16 protein-coding genes and 2 pseudogenes are annotated in these 22,098 nt (G+C 68.5%); 13 read left to right on the top strand and 5 right to left on the bottom strand.

Annotated features, from left to right (window positions below; translation table 11 throughout):
* Positions 1 to 657: 657 nt before the first annotated feature.
* On the bottom strand, positions 658 to 1,017 hold the full coding sequence (locus tag OG322_RS01230) for a hypothetical protein (RefSeq protein ID WP_329305907.1): 360 nt from the start codon (positions 1,015 to 1,017) through the stop codon (positions 658 to 660).
* Between the two features lie 64 nt (positions 1,018 to 1,081).
* On the opposite strand from OG322_RS01230, the pseudogene OG322_RS01225 reads away from it, so the two are divergent.
* Positions 1,082 to 1,354, top strand: a pseudogene (locus OG322_RS01225) (transposase); the annotation flags it as partial.
* A gap of 201 nt (positions 1,355 to 1,555) precedes the next feature.
* On the opposite strand, the gene OG322_RS01220 reads toward OG322_RS01225, so the two are convergent.
* Positions 1,556 to 1,969 carry a hypothetical protein gene (locus OG322_RS01220; protein WP_311316979.1) on the bottom strand — a complete coding sequence of 138 codons (414 nt, stop codon included), beginning with the start codon at positions 1,967 to 1,969 and terminating at the stop codon, positions 1,556 to 1,558.
* A 91-nt stretch (positions 1,970 to 2,060) separates the two neighbouring features.
* Here OG322_RS01220 and OG322_RS01215 point away from each other — a divergent pair.
* Positions 2,061 to 2,225 (top strand): annotated as a pseudogene (locus OG322_RS01215) (hypothetical protein); the annotation flags it as partial.
* A 400-nt stretch (positions 2,226 to 2,625) separates the two neighbouring features.
* On the opposite strand, the gene OG322_RS01210 reads toward OG322_RS01215, so the two are convergent.
* A complete protein-coding gene (locus OG322_RS01210) occupies positions 2,626 to 3,354 on the bottom strand; it encodes a GntR family transcriptional regulator (RefSeq protein ID WP_185095517.1) in 729 nt (242 codons plus the stop codon).
* Positions 3,355 to 3,655: 301 nt separating this feature from the next.
* On the opposite strand from OG322_RS01210, the gene OG322_RS01205 reads away from it, so the two are divergent.
* The 5 genes from OG322_RS01205 (at position 3,656) to phnE (ending at position 9,787) form a co-directional block, all read left to right on the top strand.
* Positions 3,656 to 4,735, top strand: a complete 1,080-nt coding sequence (locus OG322_RS01205; RefSeq protein WP_123465065.1) for a zinc-binding dehydrogenase — start codon at positions 3,656 to 3,658, stop codon at positions 4,733 to 4,735.
* Positions 4,736 to 4,969: 234 nt separating this feature from the next.
* Entirely contained in the window at positions 4,970 to 7,144 is a 2,175-nt protein-coding gene (locus OG322_RS01200) for an alkaline phosphatase D family protein (protein ID WP_329305906.1), read from the top strand.
* A 206-nt stretch (positions 7,145 to 7,350) separates the two neighbouring features.
* On the top strand, positions 7,351 to 8,259 hold the full coding sequence (locus OG322_RS01195) for a phosphate/phosphite/phosphonate ABC transporter substrate-binding protein (protein WP_123465069.1): 909 nt from the start codon (positions 7,351 to 7,353) through the stop codon (positions 8,257 to 8,259).
* The gene (locus OG322_RS01190) at positions 8,259 to 8,972 is read left to right on the top strand and encodes a phosphonate ABC transporter ATP-binding protein (RefSeq protein ID WP_329305905.1); all 714 of its coding nucleotides are present in this window, start codon (positions 8,259 to 8,261) and stop codon (positions 8,970 to 8,972) included. The genes OG322_RS01195 and OG322_RS01190 overlap by 1 nt, the downstream gene beginning before the upstream one ends.
* Positions 8,969 to 9,787: a phosphonate ABC transporter, permease protein PhnE gene (gene phnE, locus OG322_RS01185; RefSeq protein ID WP_329305904.1), complete on the top strand. Its 819-nt coding sequence runs from the start codon at positions 8,969 to 8,971 to the stop codon at positions 9,785 to 9,787. The genes OG322_RS01190 and phnE overlap by 4 nt, the downstream gene beginning before the upstream one ends.
* A gap of 70 nt (positions 9,788 to 9,857) precedes the next feature.
* Here phnE and OG322_RS01180 read toward each other — a convergent pair whose 3' ends face one another.
* Complete coding sequence (locus tag OG322_RS01180) at positions 9,858 to 10,070, bottom strand: FCD domain-containing protein (protein ID WP_260147243.1); 213 nt, start codon at positions 10,068 to 10,070, stop codon at positions 9,858 to 9,860.
* Positions 10,071 to 10,404: 334 nt separating this feature from the next.
* Between OG322_RS01180 and phnA the strand changes: the two genes are divergently transcribed.
* Both phnA and OG322_RS01170 read left to right on the top strand, forming a co-directional pair.
* Complete coding sequence (phnA, locus tag OG322_RS01175) at positions 10,405 to 11,757, top strand: phosphonoacetate hydrolase (RefSeq protein ID WP_241200327.1); 1,353 nt, start codon at positions 10,405 to 10,407, stop codon at positions 11,755 to 11,757.
* 474 nt (positions 11,758 to 12,231) lie between these two features.
* A complete protein-coding gene (locus tag OG322_RS01170) occupies positions 12,232 to 12,684 on the top strand; it encodes a hypothetical protein (protein WP_185095518.1) in 453 nt (150 codons plus the stop codon).
* 373 nt (positions 12,685 to 13,057) lie between these two features.
* On the opposite strand, the gene OG322_RS01165 is transcribed toward OG322_RS01170, so the two are convergent.
* Positions 13,058 to 15,394 (bottom strand): ATP-binding SpoIIE family protein phosphatase, encoded by a 2,337-nt coding sequence (locus OG322_RS01165; RefSeq protein ID WP_185095519.1) that lies wholly within the window; start codon positions 15,392 to 15,394, stop codon positions 13,058 to 13,060.
* 1,099 nt (positions 15,395 to 16,493) lie between these two features.
* Here OG322_RS01165 and OG322_RS01160 point away from each other — a divergent pair.
* The 4 genes from OG322_RS01160 to OG322_RS01145 all read left to right on the top strand — a co-directional run bounded on the left by OG322_RS01160 (position 16,494) and on the right by OG322_RS01145 (position 22,035).
* Positions 16,494 to 17,336: a heparin lyase I family protein gene (locus OG322_RS01160; protein ID WP_123465081.1), complete on the top strand. Its 843-nt coding sequence runs from the start codon at positions 16,494 to 16,496 to the stop codon at positions 17,334 to 17,336.
* Positions 17,337 to 17,396: 60 nt separating this feature from the next.
* Entirely contained in the window at positions 17,397 to 19,418 is a 2,022-nt protein-coding gene (locus OG322_RS01155; protein WP_329305903.1) for an outer membrane protein assembly factor BamB family protein, read from the top strand.
* A gap of 67 nt (positions 19,419 to 19,485) precedes the next feature.
* Complete coding sequence (locus OG322_RS01150; protein ID WP_329305902.1) at positions 19,486 to 20,616, top strand: substrate-binding domain-containing protein; 1,131 nt, start codon at positions 19,486 to 19,488, stop codon at positions 20,614 to 20,616.
* Positions 20,617 to 20,730: 114 nt separating this feature from the next.
* Positions 20,731 to 22,035: an ABC transporter substrate-binding protein gene (locus OG322_RS01145; protein ID WP_329305901.1), complete on the top strand. Its 1,305-nt coding sequence runs from the start codon at positions 20,731 to 20,733 to the stop codon at positions 22,033 to 22,035.
* The last annotated feature ends 63 nt before the right edge of the window (positions 22,036 to 22,098 follow it).

Here is a 22,098-nt window from a genome sequence, read left to right as displayed (position 1 = left end):
GGCACGGACGGATCATGTCAATGGTTTTGACCAATTTCCCTATAGGATTCATCCTCGCCTCTGGGAGTCATGCACGTGAACCTTCAGGGGTCGGTCGACCTGGCGGCTCAGCCGATTCCGTCACCGCTTCAATGTGTAGCCCGCTTCCTGTGGTTCGAAGCGCCTAACGATGGAGATTCAGCCTCGTTCCCCTGTCGTGCCGACGGGCCGCGGCGGCGGACTGCTCTGCGGGGCTTGACGAGGTGCCGCTCGTAGCCCACTATCTCCTCATCGGTTTCCTATTTGATTTTGGAGTCGAGGTAGGTATCTCGGGACCAGAGCTGATCTCCCGTCGTGGGTTCGTCGGCCGCAAGGTCGGTGGAGGGCACGGTGCTTGCCGTAGGGCCTGAACGGCCTCACCGTCGAAGGAGCCAACACCTTCTGGCGGAACGTAGCCCAGGGCGCCCTCCTCGCCGCCGCCGTCGTCATCCAGCAACGTCGCAACGGCGAAGACCTTGTCGGGCTGCCCCACTGACACGCAGTCACAGCTTTCGCCTCAGACGGGCAAGGCCCCGCCCGCACTCGCGCAAGCCGCGTCCTGTGGCGTGACGCCCATCCGCCTCCGCGTGGACCGCATCGGCCCGCGCGGAGGGCGGGACGGGTGCCGATGAAGCAGCTTCACGTCGCGGTTTCCCAACGGCCGCTTCCATGAAGGCGCAGTCTGGTCAGGCTCGCTGCACGCCCCGCTTCATGATCACGACTGTCGCCTTCATTGGGGATCTTCGTGCAGACCCATTTCATGTCGCCGGACAGCGACGTTCCACCGGCACCCGTCTGTGCCAGACCACTCTTGCCCAGGATGGCATTCGCGGCCGGGCGTGGATGGCGCTCCTGGCCGCCACCGTAGGCGTCCTGCTTGCCGCGCCGCTGCACGCACAGGCCCGGTCCGCCGAGACAGTCGTCGATGTCACGACGTTCGGTGTCGACCCGACAGGCAAGCACGACAGCGCCGCAGTCGTGGCGAAGGCCCTGCGCCAAGCGAAGGCTGTGAAGGGCCGGTGCGTGCGCCGACCTCTATTTCGGCGACGTCGGTGACGGCAGTGCTTTCGCCACCTCCGGGCACCTGGCGGCCGACGCAGGCCTCGCGCCCGCAACCTCCAGATCCGGCTCGTCCATCCGTGGTGAACACCCTTCCAGGCGAGGCGGCCGGCAGTTTAAGCGTGACTTCTACCTCTCAGCGTTCGCCTCGCTGACCTAGGATTTTCACGCGCCTACTACGACAAGAAGCGACGCGAGGGAACACCACGTCGCAGCGCTCATCTGTCTGGCCCAACGCCGCATCAACGCCCTCTTTGCCATGTGCCGCGACGGCACCCCTACGAACCGCCCAAGGTCACAACTGCTTGACGAAAAACGCTGCCGTGGACATCAGCGCGGCGGCCCGCCCGGCGATCACGAGCAGCTCGTAGACGAGGGCGAGCCGAATGCTGAACGGCGGCAGTATCACGAGGAGCTAGGTGTACTGCCCCGTGAGGTTGGGGACGCGGCTGGCGGGTGGTTGGCCCTTGAGCTCGATTCACCCGAACGTTAAGCGGCCACCACGGCATACTTGGAGCTCTCCAAAAGAGCGGTAGGGCCCCTCAGCGCTTCCTCCGGCTCGCGAGGCGTCTCTGAGCGCCTGCCGGACAGTGCAACGCCGCGAGACGTTGTGGCCCGGGCGGCGTCCGCGTTCCAGGTCAAGGTACCCGCCACCATACTGCTCGAACTCGGCTTTCTGGCTCCGCGGGGCCGCCTTCTTGGCCGTGTAGACCTCGGTCAGCCGCTCAATGGCCTTGTCCTGGGTAGCGAACCCGGATTCCTCGGTCTGCTTTCCGGCGGCGTTCCGATACCTGATCGTGTACTCATGAGGGCACTTGGACCACCTGGTGCTGCTGTGCTCGCAATCCTTGAAGAAGGTGCCCATGCCGCGGGCCAGGGTCTTGTTCGCCATCGTTCGGTCTCCGGGGTCGCTTGCTGACCTTTTGCTGACCACGGATGGTGCGTCATGCCTCTGAGCTGGGATGAAACGGCAGAAGCGTGGTATGTGGTGGAACTTCGTGGCCAGGACCCAGGAGGACATTGCACAGGCCCGGGAGGACTGGATGAAGGGTGATCGGTTCGGCACCGTACGCGGCTATGACGGCGCACCCCTCCCGGCTCCCGCACTGCCCGATATACCCCTGAAGCCGCGTGGACGTGTGCGCTGAGCGGCGGGTTCATACGGGTTCTTGGGTTTCGGGGCGGGCCCGATCATGCCTGCGTCGTGCTGTGGGCGGGAAAGGCCTGAAGCGGCGGTGGACTGTCTTTTGCCGTTCGACGGGTCCGAGGACCAGGTGGCGTTCTTGGCGGGGGATGCGGTACAGGTGCGCCTGCACTTGGCTGGTCTTCTTCGTCGGTGTCCTGTTCAGGCGGTCCGAGGATTTCGCGCCAGCGGGCCCTGTCCTGTTCGGGGACCCGCATCCGGGCTGTCAGCCGTGCGTCGCGCGGGTCGGGGGTTCCTCCTGTCCGACGCCGCGGGCTTCGGCACTGGTGCCGACTGGGCCGTCGACGGAGGTGTCTCTGCCAGGTTGGCCCGAGGCGCGAAAGCAGAAGGGACGGAGGCCTCGTTCAGAGCATGGCGGTGCGGGAGCTGCGGGTGTTGGTGACCGTCACGGTCGCGGTGTCCGAGCGGTAGCGGTCCTCGGACCATTCGACGGGGGTGCCTTGAGAGTCCGTCGTCAGGCGCCGCTCCCTGAGCAACGGAAACCCCTCGGGGACGTCCAGCAGTTTCGCGTCCAGAGTGTTGGCGGGGACGGCGTCAAACGTGTGGCGGGCCGAGTGCAGATCCACGCCCTGCTCGGTGAGCAGGGCGTAGATGGAACCGGCGTCCAGGTCCGCGGAGATCAATGGACGGCCCACCGACTCGACGTACGTCATGCGCTCCAGCATGGCCGGGCGCCCGTCGAGCAGACGCAGCCTGACGAGCTGGACCGCGAGGTCGTCCGGGTTGATCTGGAGGGCCGCGGCGATCTCCGGTTCGGGGCGGCGCAGCGCGATCTCCTGCAGTTTCTGGCCGGGGGAGTAGCCGGTCAGTTCCGCGCGGCGGGTGAAGGACAGGAACGACTCGAACGGCTGGGTGGGAACGGTGTCCAGCACCACGGCCCGTTTGCCCTGCCCGCCGCCGATGACCCCCTCGTCACGCAGGGTGGCGAGGGCCTGCCGGACCGGTCCTCGCGACGCCGAGAACTCCTCGCAGAGCTGGGACTCGGACGGCAGCGACCCACCGACCGCGAGGTTCCCGGAACGAATCCGATGGCGGAGTTCGGCTGCGATCGTCCGGTGCAGAGGGGTGGCCATGCACTTGACCCTACAGGTTCCGTTCCTGTTCCTCCGGTCCCGCCTCAGCCGGTGGTGCGGGCTCTCCCGACGCTGTCACCTCGCGGCGCCTTTGGGTGAATCGGGATGGACTGCCCGCCTGTCGCGCATGGTTCGGTCGGTCGTACGCCCGGTCGCGGAGCGCGGGTGCGACCGCCTGGGTGTCGTCGGTGAACAGCCTTTGCATCTTCTGTTCACCCAGAATTTCGCCACCACCTCGAGAAGGTGTCTATACAGGTTACTTACTCGCTTTCATGTCATCGCGACGGATTGGGCTGACGCCATGCCTGGGACCATTTCCGACGAACTTCTCGCCGTCCGCTATGCCCGCTGGGACGGGGTCGACCGGCCGTTCACGCTGGTGACCACCACCACTCCGCGGTCGCCCGGCGAGGGTGAGGTGCTGGTGCGCATCGACCTGGCCACGGTGTGCGGCAGTGACCTGCACACGGTGAACGGCAAGCGGTCGTCCCCGGTTCCGGCGGTGCTGGGGCACGAACAGGTCGGCACCGTGCTGGCGGTGGGGCCGGGGGCGCCGTCGTGTGTGGACGGCACTCCGGTGGTTCCGGGGCTGCGGGTGGTGTGGTCGGTCACCGCCTCCTGCGGGACCTGCCCGCGCTGCCGGCGCGGCCACCCGCAGAAGTGCCGGGAGCTGCGCAAGTACGGGCACGAGCCGCTGGATGAACGGGCCCCGCTGACGGGCGGGTTCGCCACGCACTGCGTGCTGCTGCCGGGTACCGCCGTCGTCGCCGTACCCGAGGGGCTGCCGGATGCGGTCGCCGCTCCGGCGTCCTGCGCGACCGCCACCGTGGCCGCCGTCATCGCCGCCGCCGGCCCCCTGGAGGGGCGCGAGGTGCTGGTCACCGGCGCGGGCATGCTCGGTCTGACGGCGGTGGCTATGGCGGCCCTGGGGGGCGCCCGTGTGACCGCTGTCGATCCGTCCCCGGCCCGGCGGGCGCGCGCCGGGCAGTTCGGGGCCGCCCGGGTGCGGGGCGTGAGCGAACCGCCGGGCCGGGTCGACATCGCCCTGGAGCTGTCGGGCCGGACGGACGCGGTCCGGGCGTGTCTGTCCGCCCTCGACATCGGCGGGACCGCCGTGCTGGCCGGCTCGGTCTCCCCGGCGGACACCGTCCCCGTCGATCCCGAGTGGCTGGTGCGGGGCCTGCGCACGGTCACGGGTGTGCACAACTACCGGCCCGCCGACCTCCGGACGGCTGTGGCCTTCCTCGCCGCCCGTCATGCCGCCCACCCCTTCGCCGACCTCGTGGAAGGGGCCTATTCGCTGGGTGATCTCGGCGCGGCCGTGCGGGCCGCCCAGGGAGCGGATGCCCCACGCCAGGCCGTTCTGCCGAGCCTGGGCTGAACCGGCCCCCACCTGCGGCCGTCGGGGAGGAACGCGTGATCCCCGGTGCGGGTGAACATCGTGCAGCGCGTCCGAGGTGTGCGTGAACTCCGAATGACTTGTCGATACAAGCTATTGCCGTCGGTTGCTCGCTCTGCCAGCGTCTGCGGCACAGGCCCCGAGAGGGGCACCCCATTGCCCGGTCTCCGTATCCGCACAAGGCGGACCGGGGGCCGCGTTCCGAAGGAGAGACACATGCCGGACAACGGTCTGGACAGACGGAAGATACTGACGGGCGGGGTCGCCGCCGCTCTCACGGTCGGTGCTGCCGCACCGGCGTTCGCCGCAGGCGGCGCGCCGCGCGCCGCGGACGACACCACCCCGCTGCGCGCCGCCGTCCTGGAGTACGAAGACCCGTGGACCAAGGCCCTGGGGCTGGCCGAACTGCTGCGCCAGGCAGGCTTCGAGGTCGTGCCGCTCGACCTGACGCTGCCTGCTGACGAGCAGCCGCAGCCGGCCGACCTGATCGCCTTCGGTACGTTCACGAACAACAGCGATGACTATCTCGACTACGTCGCCGACCAGGCCGACTCCCTGCGCAGGTTCGTTGCCGACCGCCGCGTCGTGCTGGACCTTGCGCAGTCCGACCAGTACGGCGCGGCAGTGGCCTATCTGCCGAGCGGCCTGTCCGCCGTACGCAGCGACGCCGACTACGACACGATCCACCCGGTCGATCCCGGTCACCCGCTCGTCAAGGGGCTGCGCGTCAGCAACGGCCGGCTGTTCACCGGCCGGAACGCCAGTCCGCGGGTGAGCTACGAGACGGTTCAGTGGTGGAGTTCGATGCGGGTGCTGATGGCCTGCTCCGCCTCCGGGTTCCCGCCCGCGCTGCTGGAGGGCCAGTTCGGCTCCGGCCGGTTCCTCGTCACCAGCCTGACCGTGGACAAGATCCGCAACAGTGCGGGCGCGGTGGTGCAGCCGGCCGATGCGGTGACGGACAGCGAGGCGTTCTTCACCGCGCTGGCCGGCTACGTCGCGTCGGTGCGCACCGGGACGGCGCCCGCCGTGGTGCCGACGCCGATGCCGCCCGAGCAGCCGGTCGGGCCGATGGTGGGACACACCGAACCCGGCAACGCCCGGATCTGGGCCCGCCCCGGCCTCGACCCCTCCCTCTACTCCCGCTGGAAGTGTGCCTACCGGGAGCTGGGAGGGAAAGGGAGCAAGGTCTGGCGCACCGTCACCACCGCTGTCGATCCCGGCAACGACAACACACTGATCGCCCAACTACGCGGCCTGGCTCCCGACACGGCGTACGAGTTCGCCCTCACCCCGGTCAAGGAAGTGGCCGGGTTGGCGCCGATGACCGGCTCCTTCACCACCTCGCCCGACCCGGACAAGCCCTCCGTGGTCACCATGGGGATGGGCTCGTGCGGCCCGTCGGTCCCCGACCACGTATGGACGGCGATCATGGACGAGGGCTGCGACAGCTTCGTCATGCTAGGCGACACCCCGTACGTCGACAGCCCCGACCTCGAGGTGGCCCGCCGGAAGCACCGTACGTTCCTGGTGCAGCCGGAGATCTCCCGGATGATCAGTTCCATGCCTGTCTGGGCCACCTGGGACGACCACGACTTCGGGGGCAACGACTTCCACGGCGACTACAAGAGCAAACGCCAGAACCGCACCGCCTTCGTCAACTACCGCGCCAACCCCTCCTTCGGGCAGACCGCGGACGGGAAGATCCTCAAGCAGCGAACGGACGGCGAGGGTATCTATACATCCTTCCGCCGGGGTCCGATCGAGGTCTTCCTGCTGGATCCGCGCTGGTTCAGCCGCACCGCACCGAGCTGGGCCGACAGCACCCAGGTGACCTGTCTGGGCACGGTGCAGTGGGACTGGCTCCGCAAGCAGCTCCGCAGGAGCACGGCACCGTTCAAGGCCATCGCCACCGGCATGATCTGGGACGACAAGCAGAACGCCGAGAAGGACGACTGGGCCACCTACTCCTACGAGCGGGAGGCGATCTACGACTTCATCGCCGCGGAGAAGATCCCGGGCTGCTTCCTGATCGGCGGAGACATCCACGTCTCCCGTGCCCTGAGCTACGGCCCGCGTGTCGGCTACGACCTGTGGCAGTTCATCGTCAGCCCCATGCACGACAGCACCATCCCGAGCCTCAACGTGCCCAGCCCCTACCTGGTGCACAGTGCCGTCGAGCCACACGTCTTCCTCAAGCTGGTCGCCGATACGACGCTCGACATGCCGACCCTCACGGCGACCTGGATCAACCGCGACGCCGAGCGCCTCTTCGAGGTGACCCGTACCGCGGCCGAACTCGGTCACACCTCCTATCCGAGGCGTCCTGCACACGCCCACCACGGCCGGGACGAGGAGCACCCCGGCGGGGGGCGCGGACACAGCCACCGCTGAGCCGCGCCTGCGTCCCTGCCGGCCCTCGGCCGCGAGGCCGGGCAACTCACTGCCGACTCACAGATGAACAGTTGGCAACCTGTCGATACAAGTGTTGACCGGGGTGGCTGTGCCTGAAACGTTGGCCACAGCCGCCCCGGCGAGCGACTCCCCCCGTGCACCTACCGCGTCCCTCCCCCGTACTGTCCTCGAACCCGGAGTTCACCGTGTCCGTCCGCCCTGTCGTCCTTGCCACCTCGCTCGCCGTAGTCGCCGCGCTGTCCCTGACCGCCTGCGGCGGCAGTTCGGACGCGGCCGAGTCCGCCACCTGCCCCGGCGGAAGGATCCGCTTCGGTGTGGAGCCCTTCGAGGACCCCGCCAAGCTCACCCCGGCCGCCGAGGTCCTCGCCGACGCCCTCGGCGAAAGCCTGGACTGCGAGGTGGAGCTGACCGTCACCGAGGACTACTCCGCCGAGGTCCTCGCCATGGAGAACGGCAAGCTCGACATCGCCATGTTCGGCCCTCTCGGCTACGTCTTCGCCAGTGGGCGGGCCAAGGCCGAGGCAGTCGCCTCGTTCGGTGACGGCAAGGGAAAGGTGTCCAGCTACACCGCCGGCATCTGGGTGCCGAAGGAGTCCGCCGTCAAGTCGGTCGGGGATCTCAAGGGCCACTCCCTCGCGCTGGCTTCCGTCGGGTCGACGTCGGGTGACGCCCTGCCGCGCCAGGCGATGCTCGACGCAGGCCTGAAGAAGGACGACGTCAAGGTCAACTACGCCGGAGGTCACCCGGAGGCGCTGCTGGCCCTCGCCAAGGGCACGGTCGACGCGGCCGAGGTCAACTCCCAGCAGCTGGCGAGTGCCACCGCCGCCGGTACTTTCGACCCGTCCGGGTTCCGGAAGGTGTGGGGCTCCGATCCGATCCCGAACGACCCGATCACCGTCCGCGGCAGCCTGGACGCCGAATTCAAGAAGGCCGTCACCGACGCGCTGCTGAAGCTGCCGTCGGACAAGGTCGGCAAGATCGGCGCCCTCCTCGACGTGGACCCGCCGGCGCCGCTGATCGCCGTGGACAAGTCCACGTACCAGCCGCTGTTCGACCTGGCCGCCGCCCTGAACCTGACTGAGAAGGACGTCTGATGCTCGCCCTGTCAGGGATCACCGTGCGGTACGGAGAGCGGCAGGTGCTGCACGGGGCGGACGTCGACGTCGCCCGGGGCGAGCTGCTCGCCGTACTCGGGGCCAACGGCTCCGGCAAGTCGACCCTGCTACGAGCCGCCGCCGGCCTGGAACCGATGGCGGCGGGCAGCGTGACCATCGACGGGAAGCCGTCCGCGCCGCTGGACACCGCCGTGGTCTTCCAGCACATCCACCTCGTGCGCCGGCGCACCGTCCTGGAGAACGTGTGCGCCGGCGCCCTCGGCCGGCTGTGGCTGAGGCACTCGCTGGTTCCCGCACTGTTCCCACGCGCACTGCGGGAGGAGGCGATGGCCTGCCTGGACCGGGTGGGTCTCGCCGACCGGGCGCACGACCGCGCGGGCCGCCTCTCCGGCGGCCAGCAGCAGCGCGTCGCCGTGGCTCGTGCCCTGTGCCAGCGCCCCCGCGTCCTGCTGGCCGACGAACCGGTGTCGGCACTGGACCCGGCCGCGTCCGAGCAGGTACTCGCGCTGCTGGCCGAGCTCGCCCACGACGCGGGCCTGGCCGTCCTCGCTGTCCTGCACCAGCCCTCGCTCGCCGCCCGCCACGCCGACCGCATGGTCGGCCTGCGAAGCGGCCGGGTGATCCTGAACGGGCCACCCGGCCAGAACGTCGACGCCCTCTACCGGGCCGCGGTTGTGGAGGCCGTTTCATGATCGACCTCAATGAGGTACGAACGCTTCCCGTCCCCCCGAAGCCCGCCCGGCCACGGGCCACGGCTGTGGGAGCCGTGGTCACCGCCGCGGTGGTCACCGCTCATGTCGTCGCGTGGAACACCACCGACATGTCCTTCGGAGCGCTGGCCGAGGGCTGGGGAGGCATCGTGGACTTTCTGGGTGACGCGATCCCGCCCGATCTGAGCTGGGACGTCCTGGAACCCAGTCTCAACGGTGCGCTGGTCACCCTGTGGATCGGGTTGCTCGGCACGACCCTGTCCGTGCCGTTCTCGCTGCTCCTGGCACTGCTCGCGGCGCGCGGGACCGCCCCCTCGACGACGGTCTACCAGGTGGCGCGCTCCCTGCTGTCGTTCCTGCGCGCCGTACCTGACGTCGTCTTCGCCCTGATCTTCGTCACCGCTGTCGGACTCGGTCCCTTCCCGGGCGTACTTGCGTTGCTTCTCCACAACGTCGGTGTGATGGGCAAGCTGTGGGCGGAGGCGCTGGAGGACGCCGACCCCGGTCCGGTGCAGGCCCTGCGCTCGGCGGGGGCAGGCAGGATCCAGATCGCGGCGCACGCCCTGCTGCCGACCGTGGCACCCCAGCTGATCGGACTGCTGCTGTACCGGCTGGACGTCAACGTGCGTGCTTCGCTGGTGCTGGGACTCGTCGGCGCGGGAGGCATCGGCTTCCTGATCAACCAGTCGATCAGGCTGTTCCAGTTCGACGAGATGCTGACTCACATCCTGGTCGTGCTGGTCCTGATCGTCGCTGTGGACCGGCTGTCGGCATGGGTGCGGCAGCGCCTGGCCTGACCGCCGGCCACGACACGCCGCGGGCGACAGCCTGCGGCCCGGGCGGAGCGTTCAGTCGGCGGGACGTGACTCAGCCTTCGGTCTCACCGGCCAGCTGGCGCCGGAGGATGAGGCTGAGGGTGAGATGCTCCGTCATGGCCTCGGCGGCGCGGTCGGCTTTCCTGCGCGGCACGCGGCGCACGACCCGCTCGTGCTCGGCCGGCGTCGGATCCTCGGCGGCTCTCACGCTGCTGAGCCGGAAGGCACGCAGGTGTGAGCGGAAGGGTTCGACCCCATCGGTCAGCAGGGAGCCGATGTTTGACGCGGCCGCGAGCGCGTCGCAATTCCGGTTGATGCCCGTGGGTTTCGGGGCAGTACGCGATCAACACCACGCACGGCGGCACACTCCTGATCCTGGCCGTCTGGAGCGGCGTCTCGGACGACGATGCCCACCCAGTGGACGATCGCCGACGGCGGCGACGGCTACGTCACCCTGTGTGTGGCAACGATGCCGGGCGGGCAGTGGGTTCGGGCTATGGGGGCGATAGCCGAAAGACGAGTTCCTCGTGGCGCCTCCTGCCAGCACGCTCATGGGGCAGCAGGATTTCGGCCACGTTACATGCAGCAGGGAGCCCCTCGTGACCTCAGGGACATTCAGTGTCAACGGCAGGACCTACTCGATGCCCCGCGGGCCGGTGGTGGTCATCTGTATCGACGGCAGTGAGCCCGACTACCACATCGAGGCGATGGCGGCCGGACGCATGCCCTGGCTCAGTAAGGTGCTTGAGGGAGAGGGCACGTCGTGGCCCGCCCACTGCGCGATGCCGGCCCTGACCAATCCGAACAACGTGTCCATCGCCACCGGCCACCCGCCGGCCGTGCACGGGATCAGCGGCAATTACATCTTCGACACCGAGCTCGGTGAGGAGGTGCTGATGAACGACAAGCGGTTCCTGCGCGTCCCCACCGTCTTCGGGGCGGCGAACGAGGCCGGCCTCGACGTGGTCGTCGTGACCGCCAAGGACAAGCTCCGCAGGCTGCTCGGCGCCGGGCTCGTCGAGGAGGGGCTCTCGCTCGACGGCTCCGGCGAGTTCGTCGCACCGTCCCGACGCGGCATCTGCTTTTCGGCGGAGAAGGCCGACCGCGCCACCGTCGAGGACAACGGCATGGGTGACGTACTGGAGTTCGTCGGAAGGCCGCTGCCGAGCGTCTACTCCGCAGACCTCAGCGAATTCGCACTCGCCGCGGGCGTCAGGATCATGGAGACCCGCGGCGCCGACCTCATGTACCTCTCGCTCACGGACTACATCCAGCACAAGCACGCGCCCGGCACCGAAGCGGCCAATGACCTGTACGAGAAGATCGACCACTACGCCGGCCGACTGGCCGAACTCGGCGCGACCGTCGTCCTGACAGCCGATCACGGCATGAGCGCCAAGACGGACGGTACAGGCGTGGCCCGGGTGATCTACGTCGAGGAGGAGGTCCGCAGGATTCTCGGAATCACCGAGGACGCCGAGGCGGAGGGCCTGCGGGTCATCCTCCCGATCACCGACCCCTACACCGTGCACCACGGTGCGCTCGGCTCCTTCGCGAGCGTGTACCTGCCGCCGGGAGCCGTTCGCACCTCCACCGTCGAGGCGCTGCGGGCCATCGAGGGAGTGCAGGAGGTGCACGGTCGTGAGGAGGCCGCCGAGCGCTACGCCCTGCCCGCCGACCGCATCGGCGACATCGTGGTCCTCGCGGAGGCCTGCACCGCGCTCGGCCGGTTCGCTGCCTGGCACGACCTCAGCGGGCTCGACGCGCCGCTGCGATCCCACGGGGCTCTGGGCGAGCTGCGGATCCCGTTCCTGATCAACCGGCGGCCGGCGCGGCCGGAGCTGCTGGACAAGCCGTTCGGCGCTCCCGCCCGCATCCACAACTACGACGCCCTCTGGGTCGCCACCACGCTGGTCGCCGAGCAGGAGAACGCGTCGGCCCGGACCACCTGATGAGACGAGGTCACCTCCGGGGATCCGGCCGCTCCGGACCTGCCCCGCGAGGTCGGCCACGCCCCGGCGGCCACCACCGCCTCACACACCGGCCCCTTCCCCCGCGGCCGGACACGCGGCACTTTCCCCGGACTGGTTGAGAAACCATGTCGAACGCCGAGAACGTGATGGCCGGGAGCCGCACTCCCGACCCCCTGCAGGAGCACGCGTACACCCGGCTCAAGTGGCGCATGCTGCTGTCCGCCATGTTCTGCTACTTCTTCTTCTGCACCGGCAGGCAGACCTTCGGCTTCGTCGTTCCCGGCATCGAGGAGGACCTCGGCCGGCGGGCGGGTCATCTCCAACTGGTGGGCCCCGCACGAGCGGGGCAAGAGGCTTCTACACCTTCGCCGCCGGGATGGCATCCGTCCTGGCCTTCGTCACCTCCACGATCGTCGTGGACACGCTCGACCTCGACTGGCAGTGGATCTTCGGATGCCGGTGCTCCTGATGCTGGTGGGCGGTGTCACCTTCTACGTCATCGCCAGGGACAGTCCCGCTCAGGCCGGTGTCACCCCGCCGGCCGGGTCGGCCGACGCCATCGAGGCGGACGAGGCCGCGGAGGAAGCCGGCGCGTCGGCGGGTGAGACGTCCTTCCAGCGGTACGCGGCAGTGCTGCGCAACCCGAGGATCTGGTCGACCGGTATCGCCATCGGCTTTCAGAACATGGCCCGTTACGGCCTGTTGATCTGGGTTCCCCTCTACTTCCTCGGCGACAACTGGGAGGACGGGGGCAGCAGCATCAGCCCCCTGAGGATCTCGGTCGCCCTTCCGGTGGGCATGGCAGCGGGCGCCCTCGTCAACGGCCAGATATCGGACCGGCTGTTCGGGTCCCGGCGTGACCGCCCCCAGAGAGCGATGGAGTCCACCCGTTCGAGCCCCTCGTGATCCCGGGGTCGAACATGGGTGACGTTCACTCAGTTCTGACCACCGACTTGTGTGGTCGGAACTGAGGTCCACGCCGACGGTAAAGCTCAGGTGCCCGACCACCGTCTGCACCCGGACCGTCGAGTCCGAGGCCGAAGCGGTCCGAGACTCGCTGGCCCCCACCGTCAACCCGGCGACCCCCAACGAAGTGTCGGTCTCCGCCCGTCCGACGCCCCGGCCGCACAACTGGCCGTCAAAGAAGCCTTCGACGCCATCCTCCTGGGGCTGGGCGCGGTGGCGCTCCTGGTCGGCGGCGTCGGGGCGTCCACCGCGACGCAGCCGCGGAGGGGGCCTCTTCTGATCCCCCTGTGAGCGGGCGACCGCGAAATTGCGTTCACCGGGGCGTCAGTTTCTGCTCCGTCCAGATGGTTTTACCCCGGTCCGTGTACCGGCTGCCCCAGCGTGTCGTCAGCTGGGCGACGAGGAAGAGCCCGCGGCCACCCTCATCGGTGGCAAGAGCACGGCGCAGCCGGGGCTGAGTACTGCTCGGGTCCGAAACCTCACAGAAGAGCACGTGGTCGCGGATCAGGCGCAGCGTGACAGGCCGGCCGGCATACCGGATGGCATTGGTGACGAGCTCGCTCACGATCAACTCGGTGCTGAACAGCAACTCGTGCAGTCCCCATGCCTCCAGTTGGGCGTTGACATGGGCGCGGGCGTGCTGGACGGCAGCGGGGTCGGCGGGGTACTCCCACATCGCTGTGGATTCGTCCGCCACGGCGTGGGTGCGGGCGATCAGGACGGTGATGTCGTCGGTCGGGTGTTCCGCGTGGGGAGTGCGGGCCAGTATGGCCTCTCCCACGGCCTTCAGAGGACGGTCCGCAGTGCACTGTTCGGCCAGAACCGACTTCAGATGCTCCGATCCCTGCACGACGTCCCGCCCGAGCAGCCCGTCGCTGTAACACACGAGGGTGCTTCCCGGAGGCAGCGTCACCGTCGTGACCTCGAAGGGGTTGTCGCCGACGCCGAGGATCGGCCCCGGTGCGGCGGGTATGAAGCCGACGTCGCCGTCGGGTGTCACCAGAGCCGGCGGTGGGTGACCGGCGGAGGCCATCCGACACGTTCGGTCGACCGGGTCGTACACGGCGAACAGACAGGAACCGCCCACGGTGTCGGGCTCGTCCGCCTCCAGCTGCATCCGCCGCACCAGATCGTCGAGGCGGGTGAGCAGTTCGTCGGGCGGCAGGTCCAGGTCGGCGAGCGTCTGGACCGCTGTGCGGAGGCGGGCCATCGTGGCGGCGGCCTCGAGACCGTGTCCCACGACGTCGCCGACCACGAGCCCGATCCGCAGCGAGGAGAGGTTGACGGCGTCGTACCAGTCTCCTCCCACGCTCACGGCTCCGCCGGCGGGCACGTAGATGCCTGACGTCTCGGCGGCCACGCTGTGCGTCGCCGACGGGGGCAGGAGACTGTGCTGGAGGACGACCGCCGTCTGATGCTCGCGAGTGAAACGGAAGGCATGGTCGATGGCCGTCGCGGTCCTGGCACACAGGTCGTGCATCAGCTTGATGTCCGTGTCGTCGAACGGTGCCGAGGTGCCGCAGCGATACACCTGTGCGTAGCCGAAGAACCGGCCGCCGCGATAGAGCGGGCAGCCGAGGGAGTGGTGCATGCCCTCTGGCATGAACTTCAGCAGCAGTACGGGGTCGTTGCCGAGGATCCGCCGCGCGAGTGCGGCGTCCGCGACAAGCACGTCGCCGACGACCTTGGCTGCGATCTCCGGGGACTCCTTGACGCGCGGAACCGCCTCGCCGACCTGAACCAGCTGGGCCGGCCACGCGCCGTGCTCGGACTTCACCGCCACGCGGCGCGGAGCGGCCGCCTCCTGACCGTGGTATCCGTACGCCGGGTCGCGGGCCTGCAACACGTCGTCCGGGTAATCGACTGCCGCGTAGTCGCCCATGGCCGGTACCAGCACCGTGGTGAGGTCCTGTGCCACCTGGACGACATCGAGCGACTGGCCGATGTCGAAGGCATTCCGGTAAGCGTCGCCGAGGCGGGTCGGACCGGTCTCCGGAACCCTTGTCGCCTCGACCATGATGCCGACCGGTACGCCCAGGGCTTGATCGATCCGGAAGCAGGACAGCGACAGTGCCGAAGACGCAGCGGCGTCGGTGCCGAGCCCGTAGATGCGGGCCGCGACGGAGGCCCCTGTGGCCGCTACGTGTCCGAAGTCGGCGCGGGCCTCACCGCCGCCGTCGCGCGCGACGAGACGGCACAGCCAGTTGTCCTCCGCGTTCCGGGGCCGCAGCGCGTCCATGGCCGCGTTCGTCCGTACGAGCCCCATGTCCATATCGAACTGCGCGACACCGATGGAGTCCTGGGCGAGGAGGGCCCTGGCAATGTCCCGGTCCTGGTGGCAGCTGCCCGGCCCTTCGGGCGGCAGGGCGAGGACCAGTCGTTCGTCCGAGTCCTTTGCCCCCGCGATGTGAATGTCGGCTTTGACCACGTGCCCGGCACGATGCCGCAGGCGCGTCCGGTGCACGATGGCCCGCTCGGTGCGGCAGAAAGAATCGTCATCGGGGTCGACCAGAAGCCGCTGGGCGGGATGGCGGGCCACCTCCTGACCGGTCCAGCCGAGCAGCTCGTGGGCGGCCCGCGACCACCATGAGATGCCGCCCTCGGCGTCGAGCAGGGCCGCCGCGATGCTGTCGAGGGGGGAAACGCTCATGGGGCGCTCGGTGTGCCCCGCCTCGTTCCTCGATCCCACAGGGCCCCCTTGTCGGGCAAGAGGATTCCGGTCCTTCTCACAGCATGCGCCCGCCCGCGTGGGCCGGCACTCCCAGGAGCGCACCGCAGCTGTTCCGGGCAGGCCCCGTACGGCCCCGGGCAGGTAGGGGCCGTACGGGCGTCGAGTATGACGGTCGCAGGACGTGATGGCGCACCCGGGTTTTCGGCGTAGTCGATGGTGTGCACGCTGGTCGCGGGCTCCGCGCGACCAGGTGCTCGGAGTGTCGATGTTGACCGTGCCGCCGTCGGACAGGAGCTTAGTGCGGCCGACGCGGACTCGTTGCGCCCGGCATGCCCGCCGAGGGCATCGAGGACGAGGACCCGGGCCCGCGGGCCGGCGTGCTCGCTGGTAGAGGTGAGCCGCGGCCACACCGCTGAGGCCACCGCCGACCACGACCAGGTCGTAGGTTTCACGGGTATCCGATATGCGGCCGTGCGAACGCGCCGTCACGCACGGGGTGCGCCACGTCAGGCCGGTCCCGCCTGGCAGGTAGGGCGTGAGCGGCCTGCGGGGCCCGTGACGGGTGGGGCCGGGCTCTGCGCTCGGCGTCGCCCCAAGAAGCGCCATCGCCGCGGCCGCGCCCACGGCAGTGACGGCCACCTTGTCGAGGAAGTCACGGCACGTGACCTTTCGACCCATACCAAGCTCATGATCGAGCACTGCACCGCACGTGTCCGTGATCGGCCCAGACGATCCAGCCACCCTCGTCATTCTTGCGTCATTCGACATCGTATTCCGTCGAAAGATGAACATTCCATGGCGAGCGGGATCGTCGAATCGATGACCTCTCGCCCCGGTACATCTGTGAATGCATGGCCAGAACCTCGCCATCCCTTGGCTTGAATGAAGTTTTGCCATCGGTCTTCCGGTTTCATTCGCAAGCGTGTCAGCATGCAGGCGGTTCGAAGTACCTCCATCGCCCACCAAACGATGTCGTCTCGCCGTTTGAGTTTCGGCCACACGGTGTGACGGTGCTGGAGGAACACCCTTGGGTGGCCTTCGACCGGTTCTCGCAGCCCCACGATGTCGAGGAGTGAAAATGATCAAGGTTCTCAAGGTGGCGACCGCCCTATGCGCAGGGGCGCTGATGGTTCCCGTTCTGGTGTCGTACTCGTCAGGAGCCGAACCGGATGGCGCCCCGCTCGCCGGCTCCGCGCCCGCGCAGTCCACCACGGAGAAGCTGAAGGTGGACTACGAGAACGGAGCCCTGAACTCCGGAGTGGACGGCCTGAGCACCACGCACGCGACGGCATCGGACGCTTCCGGCGTCGTGCAGCCCGGGCACGAGGGCTCGTACGCGGTTCAGCACAAGGTGACGCTCGGCGACGCGGGATACGAGTCCAACGGCGCGCCGCGGAGCGAGAGCGCGACGGATCTGCTTCCATCCGGGCAGTTCGACGTCGGTGACGTGCAGCGCTACGAGTTCAGCGTGCTGCTCAAGGACTGGAAGACCTACACGCCTGGTGGCAGCGAATCGGGCGACATCCTCTTCCAGGGGAAGTACGCGGGTGGCAACGTCCCGGCGTTCTACCTCATGGCGAAGCGCAACGAGGTCGCGTTCAGGTCCCCACACCTGAACCAGCAGACGGCGGTGGTGCCGGACCTCCGTCCGTATGTGAACAAGTGGATGAGCTTCCGCGTGGACGCACGCTGGACCACCGACGAGACGGGCTACTTCAAGGTCTCCGTGCGGCTGCCGGGAGAGTCCGACTACAAGCCGGCCGCCTCGTACGAGAACGTGCGTACCTACCAGCCGGAGAACCCGGCCGAGCACGGCTACATCAAGTGGGGGCTCTACCGACCCTCGGAGTCGATCGAGAACGGTGACGTACCCACGCGGATCGTCCAGCACGACGACATCCGCATCCTCGACCTCTCCTGACGCGGATCCCTGGATCCCCGGATGTGTGGAACAGCAGACTCAACACCCCTTGGAGTACAGATGCCCCATACCCGTTCCCTGAGCAGGCGCCGGCTGATCCAGACCGGTGGTGCGCTCGGGCTGGCCACCGCCGCCGGAACTCTTCTCGCCCCGCAGGCCGGTGCGGCACCCGAGGCGGCGGCCGCGACCAAGGTGACCGACCTCGGGCCGGGCCTGGTCCAGTTCTCGCTGATGAGCGGGGTGCTGGTCGGCGACACCGTCTACATCGGCTCGCGCAACCTGACCCCCTCCAGCGTTGTCGGCTTCCATCTGCCGAGCCGGAAGGTGGTGTCGTCCACCAACCTCGACGCGGGGCCGGAGCCCTCCATCCAGGCACTCGCGGCGGATCCCACCGGCCGCTACCTCTACATCGGCGTCCTGGTCAAGTCCGACCAGGGCAAGCCGAATCTCTACCGGTGGGACCTGAAGACGCCCGAGAAGCCCGCCGTGCCCATCGGCAGGACCGAGGACCGCGACATCCGTGACCTGGCCGTCGCCCCCGACGGCACGGTCTTCGCCGTGGGCGGCGTTCCGGACAAGCCGCCCGTCCTGTGGCAGTACGACCCTGCCAAAGATGCCGTGGCCAATCTGGGCGCCCCTGATCCGAAGGCGACGCTGGCCAGGGCGGTCGCGGCCACGGACACCACCGTCTTCTTCGGCGCGGGCAGCGTCCTTTCCGGCGGGAGCGGCGCGAGCAAGGCGTCCCTGTTCGCCTTCGACCGGAAGAGCCGCGAGTTCACCTCGATCGTGCCCAAGGAGATGGAGAAGGACCCCAGCCTGCGGGAACTCGCCGTCCATGACGGGAAGCTGATCGTCGGCACGTCGGGTGCGGTCGACCCTGCGAAGCTCGCCGTCATCGACCTGGCGGACTTCTCCTCGTACACCGTGGTGAAGACCGAGGGGGCTGTCATCAAGACGTTCACCTCCGACGCCGAGCGGATCTACTTCGCCTCCGAGTCGGGAGTGGAGGCCTATTCGAAGGCCGACAGGACCATCTCCCACGTGGAGTTCACCGGTCCGGACCTCGGCGAGATCTGGGGGCTGGACCACGCCGACGGAAAGCTCGCTGTCGTCTCGGGCTACGGATTCGTCGCCGAGATCGACCTGCCGGCCAAGACCTCGGTGGTCACGGACCTGTACGAGGCGGGGGTAAAGGCCGGACCGCAGGCAGGCATGGGGATCGCCGCCGGCCACGGGTATGTCTACCTCGGCGGCAACGGCGCCATCTCACGGCGCAACCTGAAGACCGGCGAGGTCGTCAACCTGCAGGCACCGGGTGAGGCCAAGGACGCCGAGGTGATCGAAGGCGTCCTGTACACCGGGCAGTACAACGCACAGGGCATCTGGCGTTACGACTCCTCCCGGCGACAGCAGCCGCAGCAGACGGCGAAGTTCCCCAGCGAGCAGAACCGTCCGCTGGACCTTTCGTGGGACCCGGACAACAAGCTGCTCCTGGTCGGCGTGCAGTCCGACACCGAGGGCGGCGGCGCCCTGTGGACGTACTCTCCACGGACCGGGAAGTCGGCGTCCTACGTCAACCCCATCGACGACGTCCAACTCGTGCGAGCGGTGGCCAACCGGGACGGCGTCGCCTACCTGGGCGGTGACAACGCCGCCAAGCAGGGACCGCGCGCCACCGTCGTCGCCGTCGATCCGGCCACCGGCAAGGAGCAGTGGCGCGTCGACACGAAGCAGGCGGCGGGCGTGGCGGCTCTGGCGGTGCAGGGCCGGAGCCTCTACGGCCTCACTACCAAGGGAGGCCTGTTCGTCATCGACGTGCGGGCCAGGAAGGTGGTGCACACCGCGGACGTCAGCAGTGTCAGCAAGGGATTCGCCGCCATGGTCACCAACAGGGGTGCGGTCTACGGCGTCTCGGACACCACGCTCTTCCGCTTCCATCCGAAGACGTTCGCCGTCACCACCGTCGTCGCGGACATCAACGGGGCCTGGTACAGCGGCCCGCACGTCAACGTCCACGAGGGTCTGCTCTACACGCTCCGCGGCGGCAACCTCGTCGCCGTCGACGACAGGCCGTCGCACTGACCCCGCCGCGGAGATTCGCTGCTCCAGGCCATCGTTGACCTTTGATTGATATCTTTTCGATTGTCGAGTGAAGAACGATGACTCACTCGCTACCGAGAGGGGACTGAAGGTGTTGGCTAACGAGCGGCGGGAAGCGATCCTGCGCGCGGTGGAGCGCCAGGGGTCGATCACCGTGAAGGCGCTGGCGGAGGAGATGGGAGTCTCCGCCGTGACCCTGCGCCAGGACGTACGGGAGCTGGCCGGCCAGGGACTGCTGAACCGCGTGCACGGCGGCGCCAGGGCCCTGGCCTCGGACGCCCCCGCTCCCGTCGAGTCCCCGGCCGCCGCCCCGGCCCCCACCGGGGAGAAGTACGCCGTCGGGCTGGTGGTGCCGCCGGGCGGCTACTACTACGCGGAGGTGATCCGGGGCGTCCAGAACGCGGCCCGCGCGCGTGGCGTCCGCGTCGTACTGACCGTCTCCGGGGAGTCGCTGTCGGAGAACCAGGAGCAGGTCCGCCAACTCGTGGCCGGCGGGATCAACAGCCTGCTGCTGATGCTGCACCCGGGCCTGCACCCTCTGGACAAGGCCGAACAGTGGCTGAGCACCCTCGATGTGCCGGCCGTACTGGTGGAGCGCCGGGCCGGGATACAGGCCGGCCGACTGGAGCAGGTAGCCTCCGACCACGCCTACGGCGCGGCCCTCGCGGTGCGCCATCTCGCCGGGCTCGGACACGACAAGGTGGCCCTCGTCGCCAGGATCGAGAGCCCCAACACGGCTCTTCTCAGCGCCGGTCATGCCGACGCCGTGAAGGCCATGGGGCTGACGCCGGGGCCGGAGTTCCGCATCAGCACCACCGGTGATGCGGCTCCGGCCGACGCGCGCTTCGAAGAAGTGGTCCGGGCCGTGGAATCCGGCGAGGTCCGGGCCGCACTGGTGCACAACGACATCGACGCCATCGCCCTCGTCGGCATCCTGCGCACACGCGGTATGCGCGTGCCGGAAGATCTGGCACTGGTCACCTACGACGACGAGGTCGCCGAGCTGAGCGACGTCCCCCTCACCGCCGTCGCACCCCCCAAACAGGCGGTGGGGTCATGGGCGCTCGACCTGGCGGTACGCCGACTGTCCGACCCGGCCACCCCGCTGGCCGAGATCCTGCTCCGCCCGGAACTGCGAGTCCGCGCATCCTGTGGCGCCAGCCACCGGACCGACGCGTAACCATGTGAAGCCATGTGGTTTCGTTATCAAAAAAACGAAATCAGATGCATTGACGTGCTGTCGTACGTAACGAATGATTGCGGTGACACCCAAGCAAACGATCGGTGGCACATCATGTTTCGTAGACGACTGGCAGCGCTGGTCTGCTCCGTCGCAGCAATCGGCCTTCTCACCGCGGGATGTGGAGACTCGGACAGCGGGACTCCCACGGCGGAGAAGGGCACCAGAAAGGTCACCTTCTGGTCCTTCGTCAAGGGCTCCGACGAAGTGGCGAAGGCCTTCAACCGGACCCACCCGGACATCAATGTGACCTTCGAGGCGGTGCCCTCGGGCCAGGAGTACTACTCCAAACTCACGAACGCCGTGAAGGCCGGCACCGCCCCGGATGCCGCGGTCGTCGAGTACCCGCAGCTGCCGGAGTTCGCCACTCAGGGCAAGCTGGAGACGCTGAGCGATTCGCTCGCGCCCCTGGTCAAGGAACATTTCCCGCAGTCCGTAAGGCAGTTGGTCGAGCTGGGGGGCCAGACGTGGGGTGTTCCCCGCGACGCGGCTCCGCTGATGCTGTACTACCGCAACGACTTCTTCAAGAGCCACAAGATCAGTGTCCCCAAGACGTGGGACGCGTATCGGAACATGACCGCTCAGGTGAAGAAGGCGGACCCGAAGGCCCGCGGCGGGGTTCTCTACACCGACAACCCGGGACTGCTGACCGCCCTCGCCTGGCAGGCCGGTTCGCAGTGGTTCGGCACGGAGAAGGATTCCTGGAAGGTATCGCTGGACGACGCTCCTTCCCGGAAGGTCGCCGACTACTGGGGTGACCTCGCCCGGGAGGACCTCGTCACCTCGGTGAGCTCGCTCGACCCGTTCTGGACAAGCGTCCAGCAGAACCGGACCGTCGCCTACGTCTGCGCGAGCTGGTGCGCGGGGGCCCAGCAGGCGACCGTCGCCGACCAGAAGGGCAAGTGGTCGGTGGCCCCGGTGCCTACCTGGGACGGCAAGCCGGCCTCGGCCATGTACGGCGGCTCCTCGTTCGTCATACCGAAGGGCGCCAAGAACAGCGGTGCCGCCGAGGAGTTCATCAAGTGGATCACCACCGACCCCGCGGGCATGAAGGCGTGGGTCTCCTCCGGGACCAGCAGCATGTTCCCCGCCGACCCCAAGCTCGTGCCGGTCACCAAGGCCGCCTTCCCCACCGACTACTTCGGCGGCCAGGACGTGTACGCCGTGGGCAGCAAGTCCTACGCAGCGGTCCGGCCCGGTTGGACGTGGGGACCCGTCATGGGGACCACGAATACGGCCATCGTCGATCAGCTTCCGAAGGTCGCCCAGGGCAAGGTGAAGCTCTTCGACGTCCTCACCGGGGCCCAGCAGGCGACCGTGAAGGACATGGAGCGGCGCGGGATGAAGGTCGCCCCGTAGTACGCGAACCCCAGTGAGCCGATGCCCGCACCGCAGGTCGAGGCCCGCATCGGCTCCCGCCCC

It is taken from the genome of Streptomyces sp. NBC_01260 (assembly GCF_036226405.1).
In the GTDB taxonomy this organism is placed as follows: domain Bacteria; phylum Actinomycetota; class Actinomycetes; order Streptomycetales; family Streptomycetaceae; genus Streptomyces; species Streptomyces laculatispora.
The sequence above is the reverse complement of the archived record's forward strand: the minus strand, read 5'-3'. Positions and strand labels throughout refer to the sequence as shown.

Bases quoted from the DNA above. Each gene is read 5' to 3' on its own strand.
- OG322_RS01220 (WP_311316979.1), bottom strand. From the start codon at position 1,969: ATGGCGAACAAGACCCTGGCCCGCGGCATGGGCACCTTCTTCAAGGAT.
- OG322_RS01210 (WP_185095517.1), bottom strand. From the start codon at position 3,354: ATGGCCACCCCTCTGCACCGGACGATCGCAGCCGAACTCCGCCATCGG.
- OG322_RS01205 (WP_123465065.1), top strand. From the start codon at position 3,656: ATGCCTGGGACCATTTCCGACGAACTTCTCGCCGTCCGCTATGCCCGC.
- OG322_RS01200 (WP_329305906.1), top strand. From the start codon at position 4,970: ATGCCGGACAACGGTCTGGACAGACGGAAGATACTGACGGGCGGGGTC.
- OG322_RS01190 (WP_329305905.1), top strand. From the start codon at position 8,259: ATGCTCGCCCTGTCAGGGATCACCGTGCGGTACGGAGAGCGGCAGGTG.
- phnE (WP_329305904.1), top strand. From the start codon at position 8,969: ATGATCGACCTCAATGAGGTACGAACGCTTCCCGTCCCCCCGAAGCCC.
- OG322_RS01170 (WP_185095518.1), top strand. From the start codon at position 12,232: ATGCCGGTGCTCCTGATGCTGGTGGGCGGTGTCACCTTCTACGTCATC.
- OG322_RS01165 (WP_185095519.1), bottom strand. From the start codon at position 15,394: ATGAGCGTTTCCCCCCTCGACAGCATCGCGGCGGCCCTGCTCGACGCC.
- OG322_RS01160 (WP_123465081.1), top strand. From the start codon at position 16,494: ATGATCAAGGTTCTCAAGGTGGCGACCGCCCTATGCGCAGGGGCGCTG.
- OG322_RS01155 (WP_329305903.1), top strand. From the start codon at position 17,397: ATGCCCCATACCCGTTCCCTGAGCAGGCGCCGGCTGATCCAGACCGGT.
- OG322_RS01145 (WP_329305901.1), top strand. From the start codon at position 20,731: ATGTTTCGTAGACGACTGGCAGCGCTGGTCTGCTCCGTCGCAGCAATC.